The following is a 22,622-nucleotide window of genomic DNA, read 5'->3' as shown; positions in this document are numbered from 1 at the left end:
GTCACGATAGAGCACCGGCAACGCCGATCAGTGGTTGGCTGCCTTCGCGGCGTAATGACGGTACCTGGCCAGGAACTCCGGGTCCGGGGAACCGGCGGCAACGTTGGTTCCCTCCATCTCCCAGTCCGGAAGCGATCCGGTGAGGACTCCGGCGGCCTGACGTGCTGCGCCGTCGGCGACGTACTCTCCCGGTTCCGGCACGGACACGGGCAGCCCGAACGCCGCGGCGGCCACCTGCTGCACGGCCTCGGATTGCGCGCCTCCGCCCACCAGGATGATCCGCCGGGCGGCCACGCCTTGCGCCTGAAGCGCCGCAAGGCCGTCGGCCAGCGAACACAGGACACCCTCGACGGCGGCGCGCGCCAGGTTCGCGGGCGTGTAATTGGACACCGTGAGCCCATGAAGGGAGCCGGTGGCATTGGGAAGGTTCGGAGTGCGTTCACCCTGGAAATAAGGAATGAGCGTCAGGCCGCCGGCACCCTCCGGAGCGGACAACGCCAGCCGGCCCAGTTCGGCAAGGTCAACCCCGAGCAACGATGCGGTGGCATCGAAGATCCTGGTGGCGTTGAGGGTACAGGCGAGGGGGAGGTAGTTGCCTGTGGCGTCGGCGAACCCCGCCACCAGGCCTCTGGCGTCCTTGGCCGGAACATCGGATACGGCAAAGACTGTCCCGGAGGTGCCGATCGACACCACGACATCTCCGACGGCGGCGCTGACGCCGAGTCCCGCTGCGGCGTTGTCCCCGGCGCCGGGTCCGATCAGGGCGCCGGCGGGAGTTTTGCCGCCCGCTTCCAGTGGTCCAAGGACTACGGGCAGCAGGGGCACATGACCCAGCGTGTTCTCAAGGACCTGCGGCAGGAATTCATTGCGTTCGGTGGAGAAGTAGCCTGTCCCGGAAGCATCGGAGCGGTCTGTGCGGAGCAGGCGCAGCGGCTCGGGGCCCGATCCCGGACCGTGACCGGCAAGCCGCCACGACAACCAGTCATGCGGCAGGCAAACCGCAGCGGTGCGTCGGGCGTTTTCCGGCTCGTTGCGTGCAAGCCAGCGCAGCTTGGTGGCTGTCAGGGATGCTACCGGGACAGTGCCGGTGAGCGCGGCCCACTGCGCTGCGCCGCCAGCCGGATCTCCTTCGCCTGCCTCCATAACCATGGCTTCGGCGTCGGGAGCGGAGCGCGTGTCATTCCACAGAAGCGCCGGCCGCACCACCTCGCCGGACTCGTCGAGGCACACCATGCCGTGTTGCTGGCCGCCTACGGAAACGGCATCGACGTCGTCCAATCCGCCCGCTTGGGCGATGGCTTCCTGCAGCGCGTTCCACCAATGGTCGGGGTGGACTTCGGTGCCTTCCGGGTGGGCTGCGCGGCCCTGGCGCACCAGGGCGCCGGTTGCTGCGTCCCTGATGACTACCTTGCAGGACTGGGTGGAACTGTCGATCCCGGCGACGAGGGGCATAACTCTCTTATCTTTCGTGTAAACGGATCGGGTGCGGTGGCCGGCCCGGGGTCAAAGCCGGACCGGCCACCGCAACTTCACGATGGAATGAATCAGCGGGCGCCGAGGAGGTGCTCGATGGCCAGCTGGTTCAGCCTGATGAAGGCGAAGGAGCGCTCCGCGGCCTTGTTGGCGTCGAACGACTCGAAGGCTGATGCGTCAGCCAGGAGGTCCGCGGTGGTCTCGCCGGCGGCCAGGGTGGATTCGCCGAGTTCGAACACGCCGGAGGTTGCGAGTGCTTCCTGGACTTCGGGGTCCGCGCGGAAGGCAACGGCACGTTCCTTGAGGAGCAGGTACATGGCCATGTTGGACTTGGCCGACTCCCAGACGCCGTCGTAACCGTCGGTGCGTGAGGGCTTGTAGTCGAAGTGGCGCGGACCGTCGTACTTGGGTCCGCCGTTCGGGAAGCCGTTCTCCAGGAGGTCGACGGTGAAGAAGGCGCTGGTGAGGTCGCCGTGGCCGAACACCAGGTCCTGGTCGTACTTGATGCCGCGCTGGCCGTTGAGATCAATGTGGAAGAGCTTGCCGGCCCACAGTGCCTGGGCGATTCCGTGGGTGAAGTTCAGGCCTGCCATTTGCTCGTGGCCGGTCTCCGGGTTGAGGCCGACAATGTCGCCGTGTTCCAGCTGGGCAATAAATGCCAGGGCGTGGCCTACGGTCGGGAGGAAAATGTCGCCCCTGGGCTCGTTCGGCTTGGGCTCCAGTGCGATGCGCAGGCCATAGCCCTTCTCCTTGATGTAGCCCGCAGCGGTGTCGACGCCTTCCTTCATGCGGTCCAGTGCTGCGGAAAGGTCCTTGGAGCCGTCATACTCGCTGCCTTCGCGGCCGCCCCACATGACGAACGTTTCTGCGCCGAGCTCAGCGGCAAGATCGATGTTCCTCAGGACCTTGCTCAGGGCGTAGCGGCGGATGGATCGGTCGTTGGACGTGAAGCCGCCGTCCTTGAAGACCGTGTGGCTGAACAGGTTGGTGGTGACCATGGGCACCTTGAGGCCCGTTTCTGCGAGGGCGCCCTTGAAGTTCTTGAGGATGAGGTCGCGTTCGGACGCGGTGGCGTCGAACGGGACCAGATCGTTGTCATGGAACGTAATGCCATAGGCGCCAAGCTCACTCAGCTTGTGGACGGCTTCCACCGGGTCCAGCGCCTCGCGGGTGGGAACACCGAAGGGATCATTGCCGGTCCAGCCAACAGTCCAGAGGCCAAAGGTGAAACGGTCCTGGGGTGTGGGTTGCGGGGACATTCTTGCTCCTTTGCAATGCGTGGACGGAGGCACCTGAGAAAAGCACTCCAATTAGTTTTCAATCTGAACTATATGGGTGATGATGGATCATGGTCAATGGAATCCGACAAGAAACTTTCAAGCCGCGAGGAAGTCCCATGCCAGTGAATGAGAACGCCGCGCCCGGGCGGGTGGGTGACGTCCGCCGTCGTAATCTTTCACTGGTCCTGGACTCCATAGCCCGGACGGGAGACGCCAAGCCAAGCCGGGCGCAGCTGGCTGCGGCAACCGGCCTCACCAAGGCGGCCGTGTCCAGCCTGGTTGCGGAGTTGGTGGAATCCGGGCTCGTTTCCGAGGTGGGCCTCTACAGGGACGGCGAACGCGGCCGGCCAGGCCAGAGCCTGGAGCTCAGCCCCAGGCGGGGCGTGGTGGGCATGGAAATCAACGTGGATTACCTCGCGGTGGGGCTGGTGGACCTCGGGGGAAACCTCCGCTTCACCACCACTGTGGAGTCGCATAACCGTGGTCTTAAACCCGGCGAGGTCATGGCCAAGCTCGCAGAACTTGCCGGCGAGGCGAAGGGCGCCGCGGCTGCCGGGGACATAGCCATCCTGGGAGGCGGGCTTGCCGTTCCGGGCCTCGTGGATGAGGCCCGCAGTGTTGTCCTGTCCGCTCCCAACCTGCATTGGGAGCATGAGCAATTGAACGTGGACGCGCTGCTGGGTGATGTGCCGCTGGGTGTCCGCTTGTCCAATGAGGCCAACAGCGCTGCCTTGGGCGAGCTTTGGTACGGGGCAGGCCAGCCCGATTTCCTCTACGTCTCCGGCGAAGTAGGCGTAGGTGGCGGCGTCATCATCGGCTCCGAGCTCTACACGGGCCCCGGCGGTTCGGCCGGGGAGCTCGGCCATATTGTGGTGCACCCGGAGGGGTCCGGATGTTCCTGCGGCGGCGTGGGATGCCTGGAAACTTTCGCGGGCCAGGAGGCTGTGTTCGAGGCTGCCGGGATTGCCCCCGGTCCACTCTCCGGACGGACGGCAGCTTTGCTGGCCGCCTTGGCGGACAAGGAGCCGCGCGCCGTCAAAGCAGTGGACGACGCCGGAAAGTACTTGGGCGTCGCGCTCGCCTCATCAGCCCGGTTGATGGATATTGAAGCCGTGGTCCTGGGCGGTCACTTCGCCGAACTCGCCGAGTGGCTGCGTCCCGCGGTGTTGGCCAGCGTGGAGCGCCACGCCCCGGGCCTGGTGCGCCCCGAAGACCTCAAGGTGTCCGGACTCAAGCACGCCGGTACCTTGCTTGGCGCTGCCGGGCAGGTGATCCGCTCCGTCATCGCGTCGCCGCTGGGCCTGGTGGTGACGGACCGCACCGCCTAGGGCGGACTGTGAAAGCCGGCCCGTGGGCGCCGGCCTGATTGGGGCAACGGACTTCCCTTGTGATAATCAGCATGCTTAGTATTGTTGGGTCAGTTGTTCGCGCAAGCTATCCCCCACGGACAGGTGCCTCATGAGTACTAACGAAACTGAAAAGACCAGCACCGCGAAGGCAGCTACTGCCCCTTCTCCCGAGGACTCCCGGAAGCCGGACAGTCCCAATGACCTTGTGAAGCCCACCTGGACGTACATTGCCAAGCGCACGCTGCGTGAGTTCACCAAGGACCAGTGCCCCGACGCGGCCGCGGGTTTGACCTACTACGCGGTCCTTTCCATGTTCCCGGCGCTGCTCGCCCTGGTTTCCCTGATCGGTATCTTTGGCGATGCCGGGAAGACGACCGGGGCGCTCCTGGACATCGTCCAGCAATTCGCGCCGGGGCCGGGCGTCGAGGCCATGCGCCAGCCCATCGAAGAGCTGACTAAGTCCAACACCGCAGGTTTGGCCCTGGTCTTCGGTATTTTGGTGGCCTTGTGGTCAGCTTCCGGCTACACCACGGCCTTTAGCCGGGCCATGAACCGAGTCTACGAGGTGGACGAAGGCCGCGGCTTCGTCAAGCTGCGCGGCACCATGCTCGCCGTGACCGTCGTGGCCGTGGTTGGCGCTGCCCTGGTGGCGGCCATGCTTGTCCTCAGCGGCCCGGTGGCTGAAGCAGTGGGCGGGGCCATCGGTATGTCGGAGACGTTCCTGACCATTTGGAACATTGCCAAGTGGCCGGTCCTGATCCTGATCGTCGTCGCCATCATCGCGGTGCTCTACTACTTCACTCCCAACGTGAAGCAGCCCAAGTTCCGCTGGATGAGCATGGGCTCCCTGATCGCCCTGGTGATCTTTGCCCTGGCCTCGCTCGGCTTTGGGTTCTACGTTGCCAACTTCAGCAACTACAACAAGACCTATGGCGCCCTTGCGGGTGTGATCATCATGCTGCTGTGGCTCTGGATCCTGAACATGTCCCTCCTGTTTGGTGCAGAGTTCGACGCCGAGATGGAGCGGGGCCGTCAGTTGCAGGGCGGCATCGAAGCCGAAGAGACCATTCAACTGCCTCCGCGCGACACCAAGAAGAGCGACAAGATGCAGGAAAAGGAAGACGAGTTGGTCCGCAGCGGTGAGGAAATCCGTGAAGTCCACGGCAAGGGAGAAAGCGGGCGGAGCTCCTAGGACCCTGGACCTGCCGGGGGGCACAAACAAAAGCGGATCCCTGCCGTGACCTTGGCAGGGATCCGCTCGTTTGGCTGTGATCCGCCAGGGATTCCCGACCTGACGGATCACAAGTCTCAGGCGTACGGAAGCACGAGCTCCGCGTAGCGCTCCTTCATGGTTTCCAGGACCTTGTCCCCGTCCGCATCCCAAATCTCCTGGTTGAAGATCTCCACCTCGATGTCACCCGTGTATCCGGCGTCCCTGACCCAGGTGCCGATGGTCGCGAAGTCGATGACGCCGTCGCCCATCATTCCGCGCGACAGCAGCGCATCGGCGGCAATCGGCAGGTTGAAGTCGCACACCTGGTAGGAAGCAATGCGGTTGTCGCGGCCGGCGCGTTCGATCTGCGCCTTCAGTTCCGGATCCCACCAGACATGGAAAGTGTCGACGGCGACGCCCACGGCCCTGGCGTCGTAGGGCGCGGCAAGATCCAAGGCCTGGCCGAGGGTGGAAATGAGTGCCCGGTCCGCTGCGTACATGGGGTGCAGGGGTTCCAGCACCAGGCGCACGCCGTTTTCCGAGGCGAAGGGAACCAGTTCCTCGAGCCGGTCCGCGACGCGCTGGCGGGCAGCCACAACATCCTTCTCCCCGGGTGCGAGTCCGCCGACCACCAGGAACAGCTCCCGGGTATCCAGCGCCACGGCCTCGCGGACAGCCTCAAAGTTGTCGGCAAGTGCTGCTGCCTGGCCCTCGGGATCGGCTGCCGTGAGGAAACCGCCGCGGCACAGTGATGAGACCCGAAGGCCGGCGTCCTTGATCAGCTTGGCTGCCTTGTCCAGGCCCGCTTCCGCAACGCGGTCACGCCAAGGGCCGATGGCCGGGATGCCCGCCCGTGCGCAACCGTCGACTGCTTCCGCGAGCGTCCACTTCTTGGTGGTGGCGCTGTTGAGGGAAAGACGCGAGAAGTCGCTCATGCGGCCACCCCGTTGATCCGCAGGTAATCGGACATGCGGAAAGCTGCCAGCGACGGGTCCTTCAAGAGCCCGGCCTTGTCTGCCAGCTCGAAGGTCTTCGCGAGGTGCAGCACGGAACGGCCGGAGTGCAGTCCGCCCACCATCTGGAAGCCGGGCTGTCTGCCGTTGAGCCAGGACAGGAAGGCGATTCCGGTCTTGTAGTAGAACGTCGGTGCGCTGAAGATGTGCTTTCCCAGCTCACGCGTCGAATCAAGGATGGCGCGCCCCTCTGCACCGTTGCCGGCGTCGTACTTCTGGAGGGCGACCGACGCGGCCGGATAGATGGCCGCGAAGATGCCCAGCAGCGCGTCCGAGTGGTGGGTGGCGTCGCCGTCGATCAGTTCCGGGTAGTTGAAGTCGTCGCCCGTGTAGAGGCGCACGCCTTCCGGAAGGGCTGCGCGGAGGCCAACCTCATGGGAAGCATCCAGCAGGGAAACCTTCACGCCGTCCACCTTGTCCGCGTGTTCACGGATCAGGCTGAGGAACGTGTCGGTAGCCACGGAAACGTCGTCCGAGCCCCAATAGCCGGCCAGTGCGGGATCGAACATGGTGCCCAACCAGTGCAGGATGACCGGCTGTTCGACTTCCTGGAGGAGCGTGGAGTAGACGTGCAGGTAATCGTCGGCGCTGGTGGCCACTTTGGCCAGCGCGCGGGATGCCATCAGGATCACCTTGGGACCGGCTACGCTGACGACGGCGATCTGCTCGCGGTAGGCCTCGATCACGGCTTTGATGCCGGCTGCGCCGTCCGGAAGGGCGGCGATGTCCAGCTGATCGGTGCCCGCGCCGCAGGAAACGAGGTCACGCACGGACTTTCCGGCGATTGCGGCGTTGTTGCCGCTCACCACCGAGGCGGCCTCGGCGCCGGTGCGCTTGATGAGTTGCTGGGTTGCGGCCCAGTCCAGGCCCATGCCGCGTTGAGCGGTGTCCATGGCATCGGCAACGCCCAGGCCGTAGGACCATAGTTCATGCCGGTAGGCGAGCGTGGCTTCCCAGTCGAGCTGGGCCGGGGCGCCGGGGGTGTTGTCAGCAGCGACCTCGGGGATGACGTGGGCTGCGGCATAAGCGCGCCGTGCGGTCAGGGGAGCAGCGGGTTTGGCCCATGTGGTGGCCGCCTGAAGGCGGTATTCGCGGGTACCGCCGTCGTCGGTGGGGAGGATAAGGGACGTCATTAGAGGCTGATCTCCGGGATGTCGATGGTGCGGCGCTCGGCCGAGGACTGAAGGCCGAGTTCGGCCAGCTGCACTCCGCGGGCCGCGGAAAGCAGGCCGAAACGGTGCTCGCGTCCCGCTACGACGTCGCGCAGGAACTCTTCCCACTGCAACTTGAAGCCGTTGTCCAGTTCGGCGTTGGCGGGGACTTCCTGCCACTGGCTGCGGAAGGATTCGGTGACGGGAAGGTCCGGGTTCCAGACGGGCTTGGGGGTGTGGGCGCGCTGCTGCGCGACGCACTTGTTCAAACCTGCGACGGCGGAACCGTGCGTGCCGTCGATCTGGAACTCAACCAGTTCGTCGCGGTACACGCGCACGGCCCAGGAAGAGTTGATCTGGCCGATGACGTCGTCGCCGCCCGGGGTCTCCAGCTCGAAGATGCCGTAGGAAGCGTCATCAGCCGTTGCCTTGTACTCCTTGCCGGCTTCGTCCCAGCGGGTGGGGATGTGCGTGGCTGTCTTGGCGTTGACGCTCTTGACCTTGCCGATGATGCCTTCAAGGACGTAGTTCCAGTGGCAGAACATGTCCGTGGTCATTCCACCGCCGTCTTCCTTGCGGTAGTTCCAGGACGGGCGCTGTGCCGCCTGAACGTCACCTTCAAAGACCCAGTAGCCGAACTCGCCGCGGATGGAGAGGATGCGGCCAAAGAACCCTTCATCAACCAGGCGGCGCAGCTTCACCAGTCCCGGGAGGTACAGCTTGTCGTGGACGACGCCTGCGGTGACGCCGGCTTCCTTGCCGATCCTGGCCAGTTCGATGGCTTCTTCAAGCGTCTCGGCCGTGGGCTTTTCAGTGAAGGTGTGCTTGCCGGCCTGCATGGCCTTCTTCAGTGTGGCTGCGCGGAGGCTGGTCATGGAGGCATCGAAGATGATGTCCACGGTGGGATCGTTGATCACGGCATCGAGGTCCGTTGTCCACTCGGAAACCTTGTGCAGCTCGGCGAGTTCACGGATCTTGGCTTCGTTTCGGCCCACAAGGATGGGCTCCACCTGGACCTTGGTGCCGTCCTCCAGGGTGAAGCCGCCCGCGTCACGAATGGGGAGGATGGAACGCAGCAAGTGCTGGCGGTACCCCATTCGGCCGGTGATGCCGTTCATGGCGATGCGGATCGTCTTTGTTTCGAAGCCCATGTTTTCTCCAAGTGCCTAAAGTTGCCTGCCGCGACGGTGCGGGCAGTGGATGTCTGCAGGATGGGAAAGCGCATTCCCACTGAATCGATGATGCCTTATGGCGTGGCTGCTTGGCAAGCGCTTTCCCGGAATTGGAGGAATGCTGCCATAATTTCCCTAGCGCCAGTCCCGGGCGCACGCAGAGAAGGAGGGCCGTTGTGGCCGCCAGCACACTGAGCGAAGTAGCGCGCCTGGCAGGGGTTTCCCTGGCAACGGCATCGCGCGTCCTGAATGGATCCTCCCGCAAGCCGGCAGAGGACATCGCCGACCGGGTCCGCCAGGCTGCGGACAAGCTCGGTTATGTCCCCAACGCGCAGGCCCAGGCGCTGGCCAAGTCCAGCTCGGGTTTGATCGGCCTCATCGTGCACGACATCGCCGACCCCTATTTCTCGGCGATTGCCCGAGGAGTACAGGGTGCGGCCCGCGAGCAAAACCGCATGGTCCTGTTGGCCAGCACCTCCGGATCGCCCGCAGAAGAACGTGAAGCCGTGGCCGCGTTTGCGGCGCGGCGGGCTGATTCGATCGTGATCGCCGGTTCACGCTCTGCCCGGGACGAAGACGCTCTGGCCAATGCCGGGCTCGCCGCGGAATTGGACCGCTATTGCCGCAACGGTGGCCGTGTAGGGGTGGTCGGCCATCCAGTGGTGGGTGCTTCAACAACCGAGGGCTACCGCGTAGTGGAGGTACCCAACGAAGAACTCGCTGCCGATCTGGCCCGGGAACTTGCAGACTCCCACGACGCTGGGTTCGTGGTGGTGGCGGGACCGGAAGGGCTCTTTACCTCGGACGACCGTGTCCGCGGATTCCAGCGTGGACTTGCGGAAGCCGGCAGGCCTGCCGCCGAGGTTATCCGGACCGGCTTCAACCGTGCAGGTGGTTACGACGCCGGGCTGGCGTTGGCCGAACGGATCACCTCAGCCAAGGACCGCCTCTGCATTTTCGCTGTCAACGACGTCATGGCCATTGGCGTTACCGCGGCCCTCCGTTCCAAGGGGGTATGGATCCCGAGGGACGCCACCATTGCCGGGTTCGACGACATTGAAACCCTCCGCGACTTCCGTCCGGCCCTGTCCACCGTGTTCCTGCCGTTGGAGGAGATCGGCCGCCTGGCTGCCGGAGCAACGGAAGGCGGCTCTGTCACGGGGTCCCTCAAGCTTCGACGCAGTACTGAGGTCCCTGCCGGCGACCCCGCCTGAGGTCGGCCGGGCGATGCTTTTCGCCGCGTTCGCCGGAAACCTGCAGTGACACCCCAAGCTTTCCCACGAACCGCAGCGTTGCGGCGAACTCGGCGGCTGTGCCCGGTTTTCAACAGGCGCCTGAGCCGGATTGGGTCCGAATGGAGCGCGTCGATAGCATGAAAAATGCCACCCGATCGGGTGGCATTTTCTCAATCTCTTTTATCTCCGAGCGTAGGCTTTCGCCCTCAAAACCCGAAGCGTGTACGCAAGACACTACCGAGATAGGCGGGTCCGGTCAATTGCAGTACGCCGAGATACGCAGGGCCATCACCCCTGCCCGACTGACAGCTTTTGACCGTGCGGCGCAAAGCAGAGGCGCCAGCCACGATGACGCCATCAACTTGTACGAGTGGAACGCCGAGCTGGCTTCGGCACTGCTGCTGCCGTTGCACTTGTTTGAGGTAGTGCTTCGGAACGCCATCCACGAAGCACTTACGCGGACGTACCTGGAGAGATGGCCCTGGGACAACCGTTTTTTGTACAGCGTCCCCCAAAAGCACGGGCGCTACGAGCCTCGCAGGGATGTTCAGCAGGCAGCTTCCCGGAACCCCACAACAGGCAAAGTTATCCCAGAGCTCAAGTTCGTATTCTGGGAACAAATGCTTTCCAGCCGGTACGACACAGCGATCTGGAATCCTTTGCTGACCACGGTGTTCCCGAACGTGCCCGAAAGCGAAGGAACATCGGCCGCTGTACGAGGGTTAGCCCGGGACGTGGGCGTGGTCCGTGGCATAAGGAACCGGGTGGCACATCATGAGCCGATTTTCTCCCAGAACATAGACCGCGTCATGGACGCCATCCAGAGAATATCGGCATGCAGATCTCACGATGTCGGCAATTGGGTTAAGGCGTCCCACCGAGTGACCGAGGTTCAGGGCCAGTGTCCATCCTGGTATGCCGGCTCGGCGGCTGTGCCCGGGCTTAGTCCTCGCCGAGGGCGATGCTGTGCAGGAACGTGGCGTCGTTGAGCACGTTTTCCGGGAGGTCGTCCGCGACGAATTCGATCATTACGTCCATGTCTTTCCCATTGCCCCTCAGCACATCGGAGACTGCCTGCCACAGCTGCTTCCGTGACCGCAGGGGTTGGCGTTCAGCTTCCGGACCCCAGGAGAAGCAATGGACGCCCACCACGTGGGGCAGGACCTTGTGGAGCGACTCCAGGGCTTGTTGATCGGAAAGCCCGACGGCGGGCTGCCAGTAAGTGCCCACGTTGCCTTGGCCGACGCGATCCAAGAGGTCAAGGGTGGCCTCGGGGGAGTCGGTGAGGGTGTTGGCGTGGTACTCAAAAGCGATGGAGATTCCGCGTTCGGCAGCGAGCCCTGCAACCCGCCGGGCATCACGGATGACGGCGTCCCGGAGTTCGGCGTCCGCGTCGGCTGAGCCCGACCCGCCTGCCCAGATCCGGATCCTCGGTGCGCCCAGGATCTCCGCAAGCTTGAGCTCCTGCTCGAAGTCCCCGAACGAGCCCGCGCGATAGTAGGAGCCGAGGGAAAGCGCGGTCAGGCCGGCTTCCTCCGAGGCCTCCCGGGCCTTCTCCGCGGAAGCGGTATCGGTGACATGCGCATCCGTTCCCCACTCGATGCCCGCCAGTCCCGCCTCGGAGGCAACGCTGACCACCTCTTCGATACTTGCGGAGCGGAGCGTGACGGAACAGATGCCGGGCGTGAGGTCCGCCAGCGTAGTGAGGTCGATCATCGGCCAAGGTTACCGGGAATGCGCTTACCGGGATAGGCCTGACTGCTATGTGGACTTGTTCAGCGTTCTGCCCATGATCGCCTGGGTCAGTGCATCAATGACTTCTGCGTTGGCCAAGGGATTCCGGATCAACGTGAAGTCGACGTCCCCCACCGGTGGCAGCCCGAAGCGTTGGGTGATGACTTTCAGGTCTTCCGGAACCAGGGAAGCGGGCATGACGGCTACTCCGATGCCGGCCCGCACCGCTGCGAGGACGCCGCTGATCTGCTTGGTGCTGCACGTGATACGCCAGGTCCGGCCTGCCGCCTCCAACGCGTCAATCGCAAGCTTCCGGCTCAGGCTCGGAGCGGGGTAGGCGATCAGCGGTACCGGAGCACCCGGTTCCAGGACAGTCTGCTCAAGGCCCACCCAGGCGAAGTTGTCATGCCGGACCACCGTCCCGTCCTTGGCGCCTGCCACCCATTTGACGAACACCAGATCCAGTTGCCCGGCGTTGAGGCGCTTGTACAGCTGGTCGCTCTGGCTCACCGTGAGTTCCAGGTTGATCTGCGGGTAAAGCTGCCTGAACTCGCGGAGGATACGGGGCAGGCCGGTGATGGCCAGGTCGTCAGCGGTTCCGAAGCGCAGGCGGCCCCTCATCGCCGAGCCTGAAAAATATCGGGCAGCGGAGTCGTGTGCTGCCAGGATGTTGCGTGCAAACCCGGCCATGGCGTCACCGTTGTCGGTCAGTCGGACTTCGCGGGTATCCCTGGCCACCAGCACGCGCTTCGCGGCGGTCTCAAGCTTGCGGACGTGCTGGCTCACGGTGGGTTGCGCCAGGCCCAAGCGTTCTGCGGCCTTGGTGAAGCTCAGCGTTTCCGCCACGGCGAGGAAAGAACGGAGCTGGACAGGTTCAAACACGGAACTCCTCGAGGCCTGGCGGAAGGCGGAGTGGCGGACGTCCCATTGCGATCCGCAATCTTAGTTATCACCGCAATACGCTTCCACAATTACTGTTGGCAACCCTAGCGTTAATGGCATTCCACTAAAACCCCTGATCCGAGGACTTCCTTTGGCACCCCCTCCGCCTTCTGCGGCAAACGTCAGCCAGCCCGTCGTCGATTCCCTCTCCGCTGGTCCCATGCCGGTCACGAACCAGCCGGGCACAAACAAGCCGGACACCGCCACCCAGCCGCTCGCCGTCGTGAGCGAGAAGCTGCCCTGGCGCCACACATTCATTTCACTGAAGGTTCCAAACTTCCGGATCTTCGCCATCGGCCACTTCATTGCCGTCATTGCTGTATGGATGCAGCGCATCGCGCAGGACTGGATGGTGCTTCAGCTCTCCGCCTCCGTCACAGCCGTCGGAATAACCGTGGCCCTGCAGTTCCTGCCGTCGCTGTTCCTGGGACCGTGGGGCGGCATGATTGCCGACCGCTTCGCAAAGCGGAAGATCCTGATCATCTGCCAGTCCGCCGCCGCGATCCTGGCGGCAGCGCTGGCCATCCTCTCCCTGACGCACGTGGTGGAGGTGTGGCACGTCTACGTGATCGCGCTCCTGCTGGGCTTCGTGACCGTGCTGGACCAGCCCGCACGCCAAGTGTTCGTCAACGAGCTGGTCGGTCCCAAGTACTTGCGCAACGCCATCAGCGTGAACTCCACAACGTTCCAATTGGGCGGGCTGATCGGTCCGGCCCTGGCAGGCTGGCTCCTGACCGCCGTCGGAGCCGGTTGGGCCTTCGCCGGGAACGCCGTGGCGTGCTGTTCCACGGTGACCATGCTCTTCATCCTGCGCAAGGATCAGCTCCACATCAGCCAGCCCACGCCCCGCCGGAAGGGCATGCTGCGCGAAGGACTGAACTACGCGCTCAGCAAGCCGACCATCTACTGGCCGTGGTTGATGGCCGGGTTCGTGGCGGTTTTCGCGATGAGCCTGCCCGTGCTGCTGGCCGCGTTCGCGGACCACGTGTACGACGCCGGTGCCGGAGGCTACGGCCTGCTGAACGCCATGGTTGCGCTCGGTGCGCTGACGGGGGCAGTGGCGTCAGCGCGCCGTCGCCAGCTCCGGCTGCGTTCGGTGGTGGTATCCGCGGGCCTCTACGGACTGATGCTGGTCCTGTCGGCGGCTATGCCCTCCATGGTGTGGTTCTGCGTGGCCATGGTCCTTGCAGGGTTCTGGTGCCTCATGTTCCTGACTGCCGCCAACCAAATGGTCCAGACAAGTTCGAACATGGGCATCCGGGGTCGCGTCATGAGCCTCTACCTGGTGGTGCTCATTGGCGGCCAGGCAATTGGCGGTCCGGTGATGGGCTGGCTCGCCGAACACCTCGGGCCGCAGCTGGGCATCCTGATAGCAGGCGGCGTTCCGGCAACGGCAGCCGCGGTGGTCGCCGTCGTCCTCGCCCGCCGGTCCTCCCTGCAGCTGAAAGTGGACCTGCGCGACCGTCGCCGCGTGGTGCGGATCGTGGAGAGGACACAAACCGCCTGAGGCCTGGCCGGCGTCGGTGGATTACCGTGCCGCTTCAGCCGGTGCTTCCCGGGTTGCCGGCCGGCCATGCGTGACCCGGTGACTGACCCTGTCCGCGGTGTCGACGACGCGGGGGAGATGCTCCACAGGCTCCATATAGAAGCGGGCGCTGTTGATGGCATGCTCTTCCACACCGAAGATCACTACGCCCGTCAGCTCGTGGGGTGTTCCGTCGCGCCAGGCACCCTGCATGTGCAGTTCCGTCCACACCTGGTCTGCGGAAACACTGTGCGAGACCATGCGGACCTTGATGTCCGGAACTCCGGTGAAGAGCTGCTCCCAGTTGCTGCGGATAGTGTCGCGGCCCGTGAATCCGCGGGTGGGGTGGGCCGGGGTTTCGTTGACGTAGCCCGGAGCGAAGCACTCCGCCAGGCTTTCCAGATCGTGTTTGTTCGTGGCTTCCAACAGGCGGTGGATGACGGCGAGCGGACCCGCCCCAGCATCGTCGGTGAGAGTCATGGGGGACCTCCCGGGTAGGTGATGTACCTACGATTTTAGGCTCGGGGCGGCACAAGAAAAGACCCCTTGCCCGTGGAACCACAGGCAAGGGGTCTTCGTCTGAGCGGGCGACGGGAATCGAACCCGCGTATCGAGCTTGGGAAGCTAGCGCTCTACCATTGAGCTACGCCCGCATTCGTCCCGGTTGGTGACCGGAGCGAATCCCAGCTTAGCGCAGTTCACGAGCTGTTCCGGACAGACGCGCGAGCTACTTGAAGAGCTTCAGGCTGTTCCACCCGGAGCCGACCTGTGCATACGTCGTCCACTGCCCGCGGCCCAGTCCGTAGTTGTACAGGTTGCCTTCCATGGTCTGGGCCGTGATGCCCCGCGTTCCCGCGCCTGTCAGACCAAAGCTCGGCGTCAGAACCCGCATGTATTGCCACCCGGTGCCGACCGTCATCGCCGGCCCGTAAAAACCGGCCCAGCCATCACCGCGATAGTTGATGAGTGCTCCCGATGACCTGCGGGCAATGATGTCGTTGGCGCCATCGCCCTCCCAGTCGGCCATGGTGAGTTCGAGGCCGTTCCACCCCGTGCCGATGACCTGCGGGCCGCTGAGTGCTCCACCGAACGTGTTGGGGTAATAGCGCAGGACGCCGTCGGGGAAGTATCCAACCACGGAAGGCCGGGGATGGGCGTGCGACCACTTGCCCACGGTGATGGTCATGCGGTCCCAACCGCCGTTGCCCACCACAACCTGCCCGGCGAAGCCACCTCCGGGAAGTCCCCGGTAGACGCCCAGGACACCGTTGTTCCACTGGGCCAGGATGTCGTACACGCCGTCAATGTCCCAGTCCACCACGAAGCCTTGTTTCAGCCCCGTCCAGCCCGAGCCGATCTGAACCGGCGCCGCGTAGCTGCCCACCGCCGTCGCCGGGTAACGCAGCAAGCGGCCGGAAGAATCGGCAGCCACCAGGTCCGCTCCGGACTTGATGCTGGCGGCAGCGGCCGGGTTGCCCGCAAAGTACTGCTCCATGGTGGCGTAGCCGCGGCGGTTCATGTCCGTCGCCAGTGCCACTCCCACGTACCGCAAATGCCACGGTTCGTAGCTGTAGCCCGTGGTTCCGGTGTAGCCGTTGGGGTAGCGCACTATGAAACCGTACTTGTGCGCGTTGGCAGCCACCCACCGTCCGGCCACGGTGTCCCCGAAACACGTGCTCAGGCCGCAGGAACCGTTCTGGTTGCCGACGTCCACCGCCAGGCCGGTCTGGTGCTCGCTGTAGCCCGGCCTCGCGGAAATGGTGTCCGCATATGCCTGGCCGTAGATGCTGACGTAGTAGGCATAGACCTGCTGCTGTTGGGCGTAGGACCGGTAGCCGCTCACGATCGACAGCCCGCCCGTGCCCGCGTCCGCTGCCCCTTGGAACAGGCCGTTCAGCCACGCCGCTGCTTCGGCCCTTAGGTACTGCCCTGAGCCGCGCGCATTGATGAGGTCACCCGGCGCGTAGCTTGCGGGGTTCAGCGGACGGGACTTGTTCACCAGCACGGAGAAACTCGCGGGGTCGCTGATGGGGTCCACGCTTGGCAGCGGGTTCACGGTGGCGGGCAGGGCCGCCTTGGTAACCGACGACGGCGGTGCGGAGTTGGGCGTTGCACCCACCCGCGCCGGGGTCATGTGGGCTGCGCTTGCCGATGCGGCGGCTGTTGCGTTTGCCGGTGCGGCGACTGCTGCGCTGCCCGTCACCACGGCGAGGCCGGCAGCGAGCCCGACCAGCCGTCGTCGTACTTTTGCCGCCCGAGCGCGGTGATCGTGAAGCTGCATGTTTCCCCCAACATCTGTTTTTGCCAGCGGCACGCACTCTACCGCGCCCCGGGGTGCCATGTCAGGTAACCATTCGATCAAGGCTCGCCCGAGTGCGTGTTGGAGGCAGGTCCGGCTGATTATTCTGAAGGTGTTAGCTGCAGTGTATGGGGAACCGGGCTACGACCATTCGACCGTACGCCGAAAGAAGTTTCCGTGGCACTCGCAGCCTATGAAGTGGTGATCAACAGGGACGCCATGACCGTTTACGGGTTCCTCATGGATGGCCTTAACAATTCCCTCTGGCGTTCCGGCGTGCGCAGCATTTCGCTGCAATCAGGGGAGCGCGGCCAAAAAGGTGCCGTGTACCAGCAGACGCTGACAGGCCCCGGCGGCCGTCCGATCGCCGCGGACTTCAAGATCACCGAGGCGCGGCCCGGTGCGGAAGTCCGTTTCGAAGTCATCGCCGGGCCCGCACGCCCCACGGGCGGCTACTACCTCAGCACCGAGGGGCCTGCAACGCGCCTCCGGTTTGCCCTCGAATACCACCCCAAAGGCCTGCAAAAGCTGATGGTTGGCATGGTCCAGAAAACCATGGAGGCCGAGGTTGCCCAGCTGGAACAGCTCAAGGCAGTGATCGAATCGCGGCCTGCCGCCTGACGTTCGTTATCAGGCCGGCCGGGCCGAAGGGCTCTGCGCCAGTTTGCTACTGCGCCAGTTTGAATCCGGTCCAGCCGCCGCCCACGGACACGGGCGTTGTGAGTCGTCCCGACGTGAGGTCCCAGTACTCCAGAACGCCGTTCGTGCCCAAGCCCGCGACGCCCGTGCTGCCGGGCCCGTCCACTCCCTGGAGGGAACGCAAGCCGGTGTAGTCGGTCCAGGCCGCACCGACAATCGGCCGTGCTTCCTGGCGTGGAGTGGCCAGCCCGCTGCCGCGGTACAGGCGAAGGTAACCGCTGGCCTCCACCGTGAGCAGGTCCTGGAAACCATCGGCGTTGTAGTCCACCATGCTGAGCCGCACCGCAGGATTGCCTGTGGCGATGGCGGCCTGGCTTCGGATGTACGTCATGCCGGAGTTCTTGTAGAGCCACAACCCGCCCGAACCGTCCATGGCCACGATCTGCGGCAGGCGGTTGGTCGCGCACCACTGACCCACCGCGAGGGTCAGCGACTGCCACCCATGGCCCAGGACGCCGGGCGAGCCGAACCCGCCCGAAGCCCTGCCCGGGTACACCAGGAGCTGTCCATCCGTCCGCTGGGCGATGAGGTCGAACACCCCGTCACGGTCCCAGTCCGAAACGAAGAGTTCCTTGAGCCCGGTGAAACCCTGGGCGATCTTCCGGGCCGCCCCGTACTTGGCGTTGCCCAAGGAAGGGTACGAGTACACCGAACCGTCGGCTGCGACAGACACGAGGTCGGCTCCGCTGCGGATGGCGGCTGACTTCAGGTCCACCGTGGGCGGCTGGTATTTGTCGCCGGGTTCGCAGGCGGCCACCGGATCAGCCGGCGGGGTGACCGTTCCCGGAGGCGTGACTGTCCCGCCCGGTTTGGTCACCGTTCCCGCCGGCAAAGTGGTGTAGCCAAAGAAGTTGACCACGCCCCACATGGTGAAGCGGTTGGGCGTGGTCTGCCAGTTACCGTCGGTGTACGTGATGCCGATGCCGATCACGTTGAACCGGGGATCCCTCAATACGGCATCGTGGCCGGGAGAACCCTTCCACCACTCCACCAACTGTGCGGCGTCGCGGTCCCAACGGACGGCGATCACCTCGCCGGCACCGTTGTTCGGGTTCAAAGCGCGGGGATCCGTCCAGAAGTTGGCCCTGTGCTGGATCACTTCCCGGCTGGCAATGTTGTTGGACCACTCCTGGGCGAGGCCTGCCACGGTTGCGTGGTACTTCACCGGGGCCAGTCCGAGGGAAGCCCGGTAGCTGTTGATGGAGTTGAAAACAGTGAGGATCGCTGCCGTGTTGCTGTCGGGAAGCAGGGCGAGGGCGCCGTTGTCAGCGTTGGTGTCGCCGCTGGGGGTCTTGCCGGGGAACGGTGTTGGAGGGCTCGTCGGCGTCGGAGTTGCGCTGGGTCCCGTTGCCTTGGTGGGGGTCGGGGTGGCCGTTGCAGTCGGCTTGGGTGACGGGGTGGCTGTGGCCGTCGGGGTGGCTGTGGGTGTTGCCGTTGGGATTGCTGTTGCGGTGGGCTTGGGTGACGGGGTCACCGTTGCGGTGGGCGCTTCCGACGGCGGCGCGGAAGGTGCGGGTCCAGCGGCGGGTGCAGTCGGCGTCGGGACTGCGGACGCTGACGGTTCGCTCGGTGCCGGTCCTGAAGCACCAGCCCCTGCGCTTTCCGATGGCGTACCAACCGTGCCCGGGGCGTCCGGACCCCATGACGGTCCGATCGTCGGCACCGGCGGCGGGCTCTCAATGGTCGGCTCGACGGCGACTGGCCGGGTTGGTCCTGCAGGTGCCGGAATTGATCCCGGGTCCGTCGCCGGGCTGGACGTGGCATCCCCGCCAACCGCGGGCGTGTCCACCGCAGGTGAGGGTACCGGCGTCGTACTTGGTTCGGGAGCCTGAAAAGCGGAAGGTGCGCTGCTGGAGGGGGTGGTCCCGCCGCCCGGCGTGGATTCCGTCGCTGGAAGCAGCTGGCTGGATCCGACTATGACCAATGCCACTGTTCCGGCCACGACCATAGCCGCGGGCGCTGCCCATTTCCCCACAATTACCCCGCGAATGCTCGTTGCCCCCAAACCACGGGCGCGGCTTAACTTGTCCGGGAACTATCGTCCCACGGGAGCCGGAACAATCAATACTGTATTTTTGATGCTGTGCTGATCTCTGACCGCGATATTCGTGCCGAAATTGACTCCCAACGGATTGTCCTTGAACCGTACGATCCCGCGATGGTTCAGCCGTCTTCCGTGGACGTGCGGATTGACCGCTTTTTCCGGCTGTTCGACAACCACAAATACGCCCACATCGACCCCGCCGAGGAGCAGCCCGAGCTGACCCGGCTGGTGGAGGTCGAGGGCGACGAGCCGTTCATCCTGCACCCGGGTGAATTCGTCCTCGGTTCCACGTATGAAACCGTGAGCCTTCCGGATGACATCGCGGCGCGGCTGGAGGGAAAATCTTCCCTTGGCCGGCTTGGTCTTTTGACCCACTCCACCGCCGGGTTCATTGACCCGGGATTCTCCGGCCACGTCACGCTGGAGCTGTCCAACGTGGCAACCCTGCCCATCAAGCTCTGGCCCGGAATGAAGATCGGCCAGTTGTGCTTCTTCCGGCTCACGTCGGCAGCGGAGCACCCCTATGGGTCCGGCGAGTACGGCAACCGCTACCAAGGCCAGCGTGGCCCGACCGCCAGCCGCAGCCACCTGAACTTCCATAGGACGTCCATTTAGCACTTTCTGCCCGCCGAGGGGTTAGCTCTCTGGGCTTAGGTGGGGGCTTAGTGCCGGGAACTCACCCCTCGGCGTAGGGTTCTGACCGGGACTGCTCCTCCACACTGTGGGTAACCCGATCGGGGCCCTTTGGTCGTGCCAAAAATAGTTCATGAGGAAACCTGCGGCCCTGCCTTTCGACATCCAAGGACGTTCGTTCACGCTGTCCCAGCAGAGGGATGCAGGCGTTCCCGAGCACCGCGCGTGGGCCAGTGACTTGCTGGTTCCCAGCCGGGGCATCCGGGTTCCGTGGGGCCAAGCCCAGGACATCCGGCACACAGCACGTGTTCTGACGTCGGTCTGTGAGGGGACCGTTTGCGTTCGTGAAACCGCTGCAATGCTGTGGCTGTGTCCGTTGCCCTTGGCCACCCAGCGCGACTTCCTGGTGCACCTCTCCCGGCGTGATGGAACGCATCGGCCGCAACGGCGTGGAGTCCGCGGACATCGTATGGTCCTGCCCGACGCGGATGTCTGCGAGCTGGACGGCGTGCCGCTGACCACCCCGGCCCGTACGTGGTTGGACCTGGCAAACGTGCTGCCGTTCGAAGACCTGGTGGCGGCGGCCGACCATTTTATCTGCAGCCAGACCAGGAGTTTTGGACACAACAGCACCGCCCTGTGTTCGCTCGCCGACTTGGCTGCACAGATCGAAGCAAACGCTGGTCAGCGGGGAATTCGCAAGGCACGGGCCGCTTTGGAACTCGCGAGGGTAGGTGCCGACTCAGTGCCCGAGACCAAGCTTCGCCTGGCCCTGGACCGTGCATTCCTCCCCGAGCCGGTGCTTAGTTATGTGGTGTGCACTCCGGAGGGGCGGGAAATAGCGTGGCCCGACCTCGCCTTTCGGGAGTTCAAGGTGGCTGTCCACTACGACGGCGGTCATCACCTGACTGCCGAGCAGAAGGAATCCGATATTCGCCGGGACGAAGCCTTGGCCGAAAACGGATGGACGTCCATAACGGTGACGGCAAAGCACATCCGGTCCGGTGGGTATGACGCCGCGGCAAGGCGTGTGCGGGATGCCCTGATCCGCAAAGGCTGGTCGCCGAGGGGTTAGTTCTCTGGGCTTAGGCAAGGGGTTAGTGCCGGGAGCTCACTCCTCGGCGAGCGGGGCGGCGTTAGACCGGGGTGGGCTCGGTTCTCCGGGGAGGGGCCTTGGGGCTCTTGCGGATCATCTTGACCAAGGGCTCCACGAACCGGGCCGCGAGTGGGCCAAGGATGGCCATGATGAGCACGTAAGCCGTTGCGAGAGCCGCGAGCTCGCCCGGAACGGCGCCGGACGCAAGGGCAAGCCCGGCAATGACGATCGAGAATTCGCCGCGGGCAATCAAGGCCGCCCCTGCCCTGAAACGACCGGGAACTGCGATACCCGCGCGCTTGGCTGCCCAGACGCCGGTAATCACCTTGGTTGCGGCTGTGAGGACCGCCAGGACAAGCGCCCAGCCGAGGACCGGCGGAATAGATGCCGGATCGGTGTTGAGCCCGAACGCTACGAAGAAAATAGCCGCGAAAAGGTCCCGCAGGGGTTCCAGGATGCGGGTGGCGTTGTGGGCGGTTGCACCGGAGATGGCGATGCCCAGCATGAAGGCACCCACTGCGGCCGAGACCTGCAACGCCGAGGCAAGGCCCGCAACCAGGAGCGCCAGGCCGAGGACGTTGAGCAGGAACACCTCGGAGTTCTCGCTGTGGATCGCCTTCGACACCCGATGTCCGTGCCGCAGCGCCACCACCAGGACCACCGTGACAACGGCCAGTGCTATGCCCACGGTTTGCAGCCCGCCGAGGAAGCCGACGCCGGCAAGGATGGCGGTGAGGATCGGGAGGTAGACGGCCATGGCGAGGTCCTCGAAAACAAGGATCGACAACACTACGGGTGTTTCACGGTTACCGATCCGGCCAAGGTCCGTAATGACCTTCGCGGCGATGCCCGAGGACGAAATGTAGGTGACGCCGCCCATCACGATTGCCCCCACGAGTCCCCATCCCAGGAGCATGGCGATGCCCGCGCCGGGGATGAAGTTGAGGACAAGGTCCATAATTCCGGCTTGCCATGAGCGCTTGAGCCCGGTGACAAGTTCGGATGCGGTGTATTCCAGCCCGAGCATCAGCAGGAGCAGGATCACCCCGATCTCGCCGGACAGGTGCGCGAACTCATGCAGGCCATCCAAATCCACCAGTCCGCCTGCCCCAAAGGCCAGTCCGCCAACCAAGTACAGCGGAATCGGGGACATGCCGATCCTGCCGGCCAACCTGGCAAGCAGCCCCAGGCAGAAGACTACGGCGCCCAGTTCCACCAGGGTCACTGCTAAAGGATCCATGCGGGTCAGCCGTTACGGAAGATGGCGGCGGCCAGGTCAAGGCCTTCCTGCGTGCCGACCGCTACGAGCAAATCACCGGGATGAAGGACGTCTTCGGGTGACGGTGACGGGATCACCTCGCCTTCGCGCATGAGGGCCACGATGGAAACCCCGCTTCGCGTCCTGATCTGTGCCTTCCCCATGGGCTGGTTGGCAAAGGGGGAACTGGACTTGATGGAGAACTGCCGCGTGATGATGCCCGGAAGTTCCTTGTGATCTTCCGCAAGCCGCATGGCAATGTGCTGTCCGCCCAGGAGGTTGCCCAAGGTTGCAGCTTCATCGGCCGTCAGCGGGATGGAAGCCTGGCAAGTGTCAGGATCGTCCCATGTGGAAACGAATAGTTCGGTCTCACCCTCACGGTGCTCAACCACGCCGATGCGACGACCCGACGCTGTGACGAAGTCCTTGCGGACACCGAGGCCCGGGAGTTCGGTCTCTTCCACGTTCATCTCTCAACCTTAACTCTGTAGAAAATCTTCGATAGT

At 64.5% G+C, this 22,622-nt stretch carries 20 protein-coding genes and 1 tRNA gene; 8 read left to right on the top strand and 13 right to left on the bottom strand.

All coding sequences use genetic code 11. The annotated features are described in order from the left end of the window. Nucleotides 1-27: 27 nt before the first annotated feature. Both xylB and xylA read right to left on the bottom strand, forming a co-directional pair. A complete protein-coding gene (xylB, locus tag AUR_RS07825) occupies nucleotides 28-1,452 on the bottom strand; it encodes a xylulokinase (protein ID WP_021474151.1) in 1,425 nt (474 codons plus the stop codon). Between the two features lie 92 nt (nucleotides 1,453-1,544). Next, nucleotides 1,545-2,732, bottom strand: a complete 1,188-nt coding sequence (gene xylA / locus AUR_RS07820) for a xylose isomerase (protein ID WP_062098264.1) — start codon at nucleotides 2,730-2,732, stop codon at nucleotides 1,545-1,547. A gap of 137 nt (nucleotides 2,733-2,869) precedes the next feature. Between xylA and AUR_RS07815 the strand changes: the two genes are divergently transcribed. Together AUR_RS07815 and AUR_RS07810 are read left to right on the top strand one after the other, a co-directional pair. Then, nucleotides 2,870-4,081 carry an ROK family transcriptional regulator gene (locus AUR_RS07815; protein ID WP_062098262.1) on the top strand — a complete coding sequence of 404 codons (1,212 nt, stop codon included), beginning with the start codon at nucleotides 2,870-2,872 and terminating at the stop codon, nucleotides 4,079-4,081. Between the two features lie 130 nt (nucleotides 4,082-4,211). Beyond that, complete coding sequence (locus tag AUR_RS07810; protein ID WP_021474148.1) at nucleotides 4,212-5,294, top strand: YihY/virulence factor BrkB family protein; 1,083 nt, start codon at nucleotides 4,212-4,214, stop codon at nucleotides 5,292-5,294. A gap of 116 nt (nucleotides 5,295-5,410) precedes the next feature. Here the strand turns inward: AUR_RS07810 and AUR_RS07805 are convergent, their stop codons facing one another. From AUR_RS07805 to AUR_RS07795, 3 genes are read right to left on the bottom strand one after another with little or no spacing between them, the layout of a single operon-like run. Beyond that, nucleotides 5,411-6,250 (bottom strand): sugar phosphate isomerase/epimerase family protein, encoded by an 840-nt coding sequence (locus AUR_RS07805; RefSeq protein WP_062098259.1) that lies wholly within the window; start codon nucleotides 6,248-6,250, stop codon nucleotides 5,411-5,413. Beyond that, on the bottom strand, nucleotides 6,247-7,461 hold the full coding sequence (locus tag AUR_RS07800; protein ID WP_062098258.1) for a dihydrodipicolinate synthase family protein: 1,215 nt from the start codon (nucleotides 7,459-7,461) through the stop codon (nucleotides 6,247-6,249). Before AUR_RS07800 ends, AUR_RS07805 begins: the two co-directional genes overlap by 4 nt. Further along, nucleotides 7,461-8,630, bottom strand: coding sequence for a Gfo/Idh/MocA family protein (locus tag AUR_RS07795; RefSeq protein ID WP_062098256.1), 1,170 nt, complete (start codon nucleotides 8,628-8,630; stop codon nucleotides 7,461-7,463). Before AUR_RS07795 ends, AUR_RS07800 begins: the two co-directional genes overlap by 1 nt. A gap of 197 nt (nucleotides 8,631-8,827) precedes the next feature. Between AUR_RS07795 and AUR_RS07790 the strand changes: the two genes are divergently transcribed. Continuing rightward, a complete protein-coding gene (locus AUR_RS07790) occupies nucleotides 8,828-9,865 on the top strand; it encodes a LacI family DNA-binding transcriptional regulator (RefSeq protein WP_128397108.1) in 1,038 nt (345 codons plus the stop codon). A gap of 963 nt (nucleotides 9,866-10,828) precedes the next feature. On the opposite strand, the gene AUR_RS07785 is transcribed toward AUR_RS07790, so the two are convergent. Together AUR_RS07785 and AUR_RS07780 are read right to left on the bottom strand one after the other, a co-directional pair. Beyond that, nucleotides 10,829-11,602 carry a sugar phosphate isomerase/epimerase family protein gene (locus AUR_RS07785; RefSeq protein ID WP_021474040.1) on the bottom strand — a complete coding sequence of 258 codons (774 nt, stop codon included), beginning with the start codon at nucleotides 11,600-11,602 and terminating at the stop codon, nucleotides 10,829-10,831. Nucleotides 11,603-11,647: 45 nt separating this feature from the next. Continuing rightward, nucleotides 11,648-12,502, bottom strand: a complete 855-nt coding sequence (locus AUR_RS07780) for a LysR substrate-binding domain-containing protein (RefSeq protein WP_021474041.1) — start codon at nucleotides 12,500-12,502, stop codon at nucleotides 11,648-11,650. A gap of 151 nt (nucleotides 12,503-12,653) precedes the next feature. On the opposite strand from AUR_RS07780, the gene AUR_RS07775 reads away from it, so the two are divergent. After that, entirely contained in the window at nucleotides 12,654-14,069 is a 1,416-nt protein-coding gene (locus AUR_RS07775) for an MFS transporter (protein WP_062098252.1), read from the top strand. A gap of 21 nt (nucleotides 14,070-14,090) precedes the next feature. Here the strand turns inward: AUR_RS07775 and AUR_RS07770 are convergent, their stop codons facing one another. From AUR_RS07770 to AUR_RS07760, 3 genes are all read right to left on the bottom strand, one after another. Further along, nucleotides 14,091-14,567 carry a nuclear transport factor 2 family protein gene (locus AUR_RS07770; RefSeq protein WP_021474043.1) on the bottom strand — a complete coding sequence of 159 codons (477 nt, stop codon included), beginning with the start codon at nucleotides 14,565-14,567 and terminating at the stop codon, nucleotides 14,091-14,093. A gap of 102 nt (nucleotides 14,568-14,669) precedes the next feature. After that, nucleotides 14,670-14,740 (bottom strand) — tRNA-Gly (locus AUR_RS07765). Nucleotides 14,741-14,814: 74 nt separating this feature from the next. Beyond that, a complete protein-coding gene (locus AUR_RS07760; protein ID WP_062098251.1) occupies nucleotides 14,815-16,368 on the bottom strand; it encodes a M15 family metallopeptidase in 1,554 nt (517 codons plus the stop codon). Between the two features lie 195 nt (nucleotides 16,369-16,563). Between AUR_RS07760 and AUR_RS07755 the strand changes: the two genes are divergently transcribed. Beyond that, nucleotides 16,564-17,007 carry an SRPBCC family protein gene (locus AUR_RS07755; RefSeq protein WP_062098250.1) on the top strand — a complete coding sequence of 148 codons (444 nt, stop codon included), beginning with the start codon at nucleotides 16,564-16,566 and terminating at the stop codon, nucleotides 17,005-17,007. A gap of 46 nt (nucleotides 17,008-17,053) precedes the next feature. On the opposite strand, the gene AUR_RS20510 is transcribed toward AUR_RS07755, so the two are convergent. Then, a complete protein-coding gene (locus AUR_RS20510; RefSeq protein ID WP_277749650.1) occupies nucleotides 17,054-18,286 on the bottom strand; it encodes a CAP domain-containing protein in 1,233 nt (410 codons plus the stop codon). Between the two features lie 13 nt (nucleotides 18,287-18,299). Between AUR_RS20510 and AUR_RS20505 the strand changes: the two genes are divergently transcribed. From AUR_RS20505 to AUR_RS07740, 3 genes are all read left to right on the top strand, one after another. After that, nucleotides 18,300-18,917 (top strand): hypothetical protein, encoded by a 618-nt coding sequence (locus AUR_RS20505; RefSeq protein ID WP_241650970.1) that lies wholly within the window; start codon nucleotides 18,300-18,302, stop codon nucleotides 18,915-18,917. A gap of 251 nt (nucleotides 18,918-19,168) precedes the next feature. After that, a complete protein-coding gene (gene dcd / locus AUR_RS07745) occupies nucleotides 19,169-19,744 on the top strand; it encodes a dCTP deaminase (RefSeq protein ID WP_021474048.1) in 576 nt (191 codons plus the stop codon). Nucleotides 19,745-19,895: 151 nt separating this feature from the next. Further along, entirely contained in the window at nucleotides 19,896-20,837 is a 942-nt protein-coding gene (locus tag AUR_RS07740; protein ID WP_062098248.1) for an endonuclease domain-containing protein, read from the top strand. A gap of 61 nt (nucleotides 20,838-20,898) precedes the next feature. Here the strand turns inward: AUR_RS07740 and AUR_RS07735 are convergent, their stop codons facing one another. Next, the gene (locus AUR_RS07735; protein WP_062098247.1) at nucleotides 20,899-22,098 is read right to left on the bottom strand and encodes a cation:proton antiporter; all 1,200 of its coding nucleotides are present in this window, start codon (nucleotides 22,096-22,098) and stop codon (nucleotides 20,899-20,901) included. A gap of 5 nt (nucleotides 22,099-22,103) precedes the next feature. Continuing rightward, entirely contained in the window at nucleotides 22,104-22,586 is a 483-nt protein-coding gene (locus tag AUR_RS07730) for a cation:proton antiporter regulatory subunit (RefSeq protein WP_021474051.1), read from the bottom strand. Nucleotides 22,587-22,622: the final 36 nt, after the last annotated feature.

Source organism: Paenarthrobacter ureafaciens, assembly GCF_004028095.1.
Lineage (GTDB): Bacteria > Actinomycetota > Actinomycetes > Actinomycetales > Micrococcaceae > Arthrobacter > Arthrobacter ureafaciens.
This window is presented reverse-complemented; position numbering and strand designations above follow the sequence as displayed.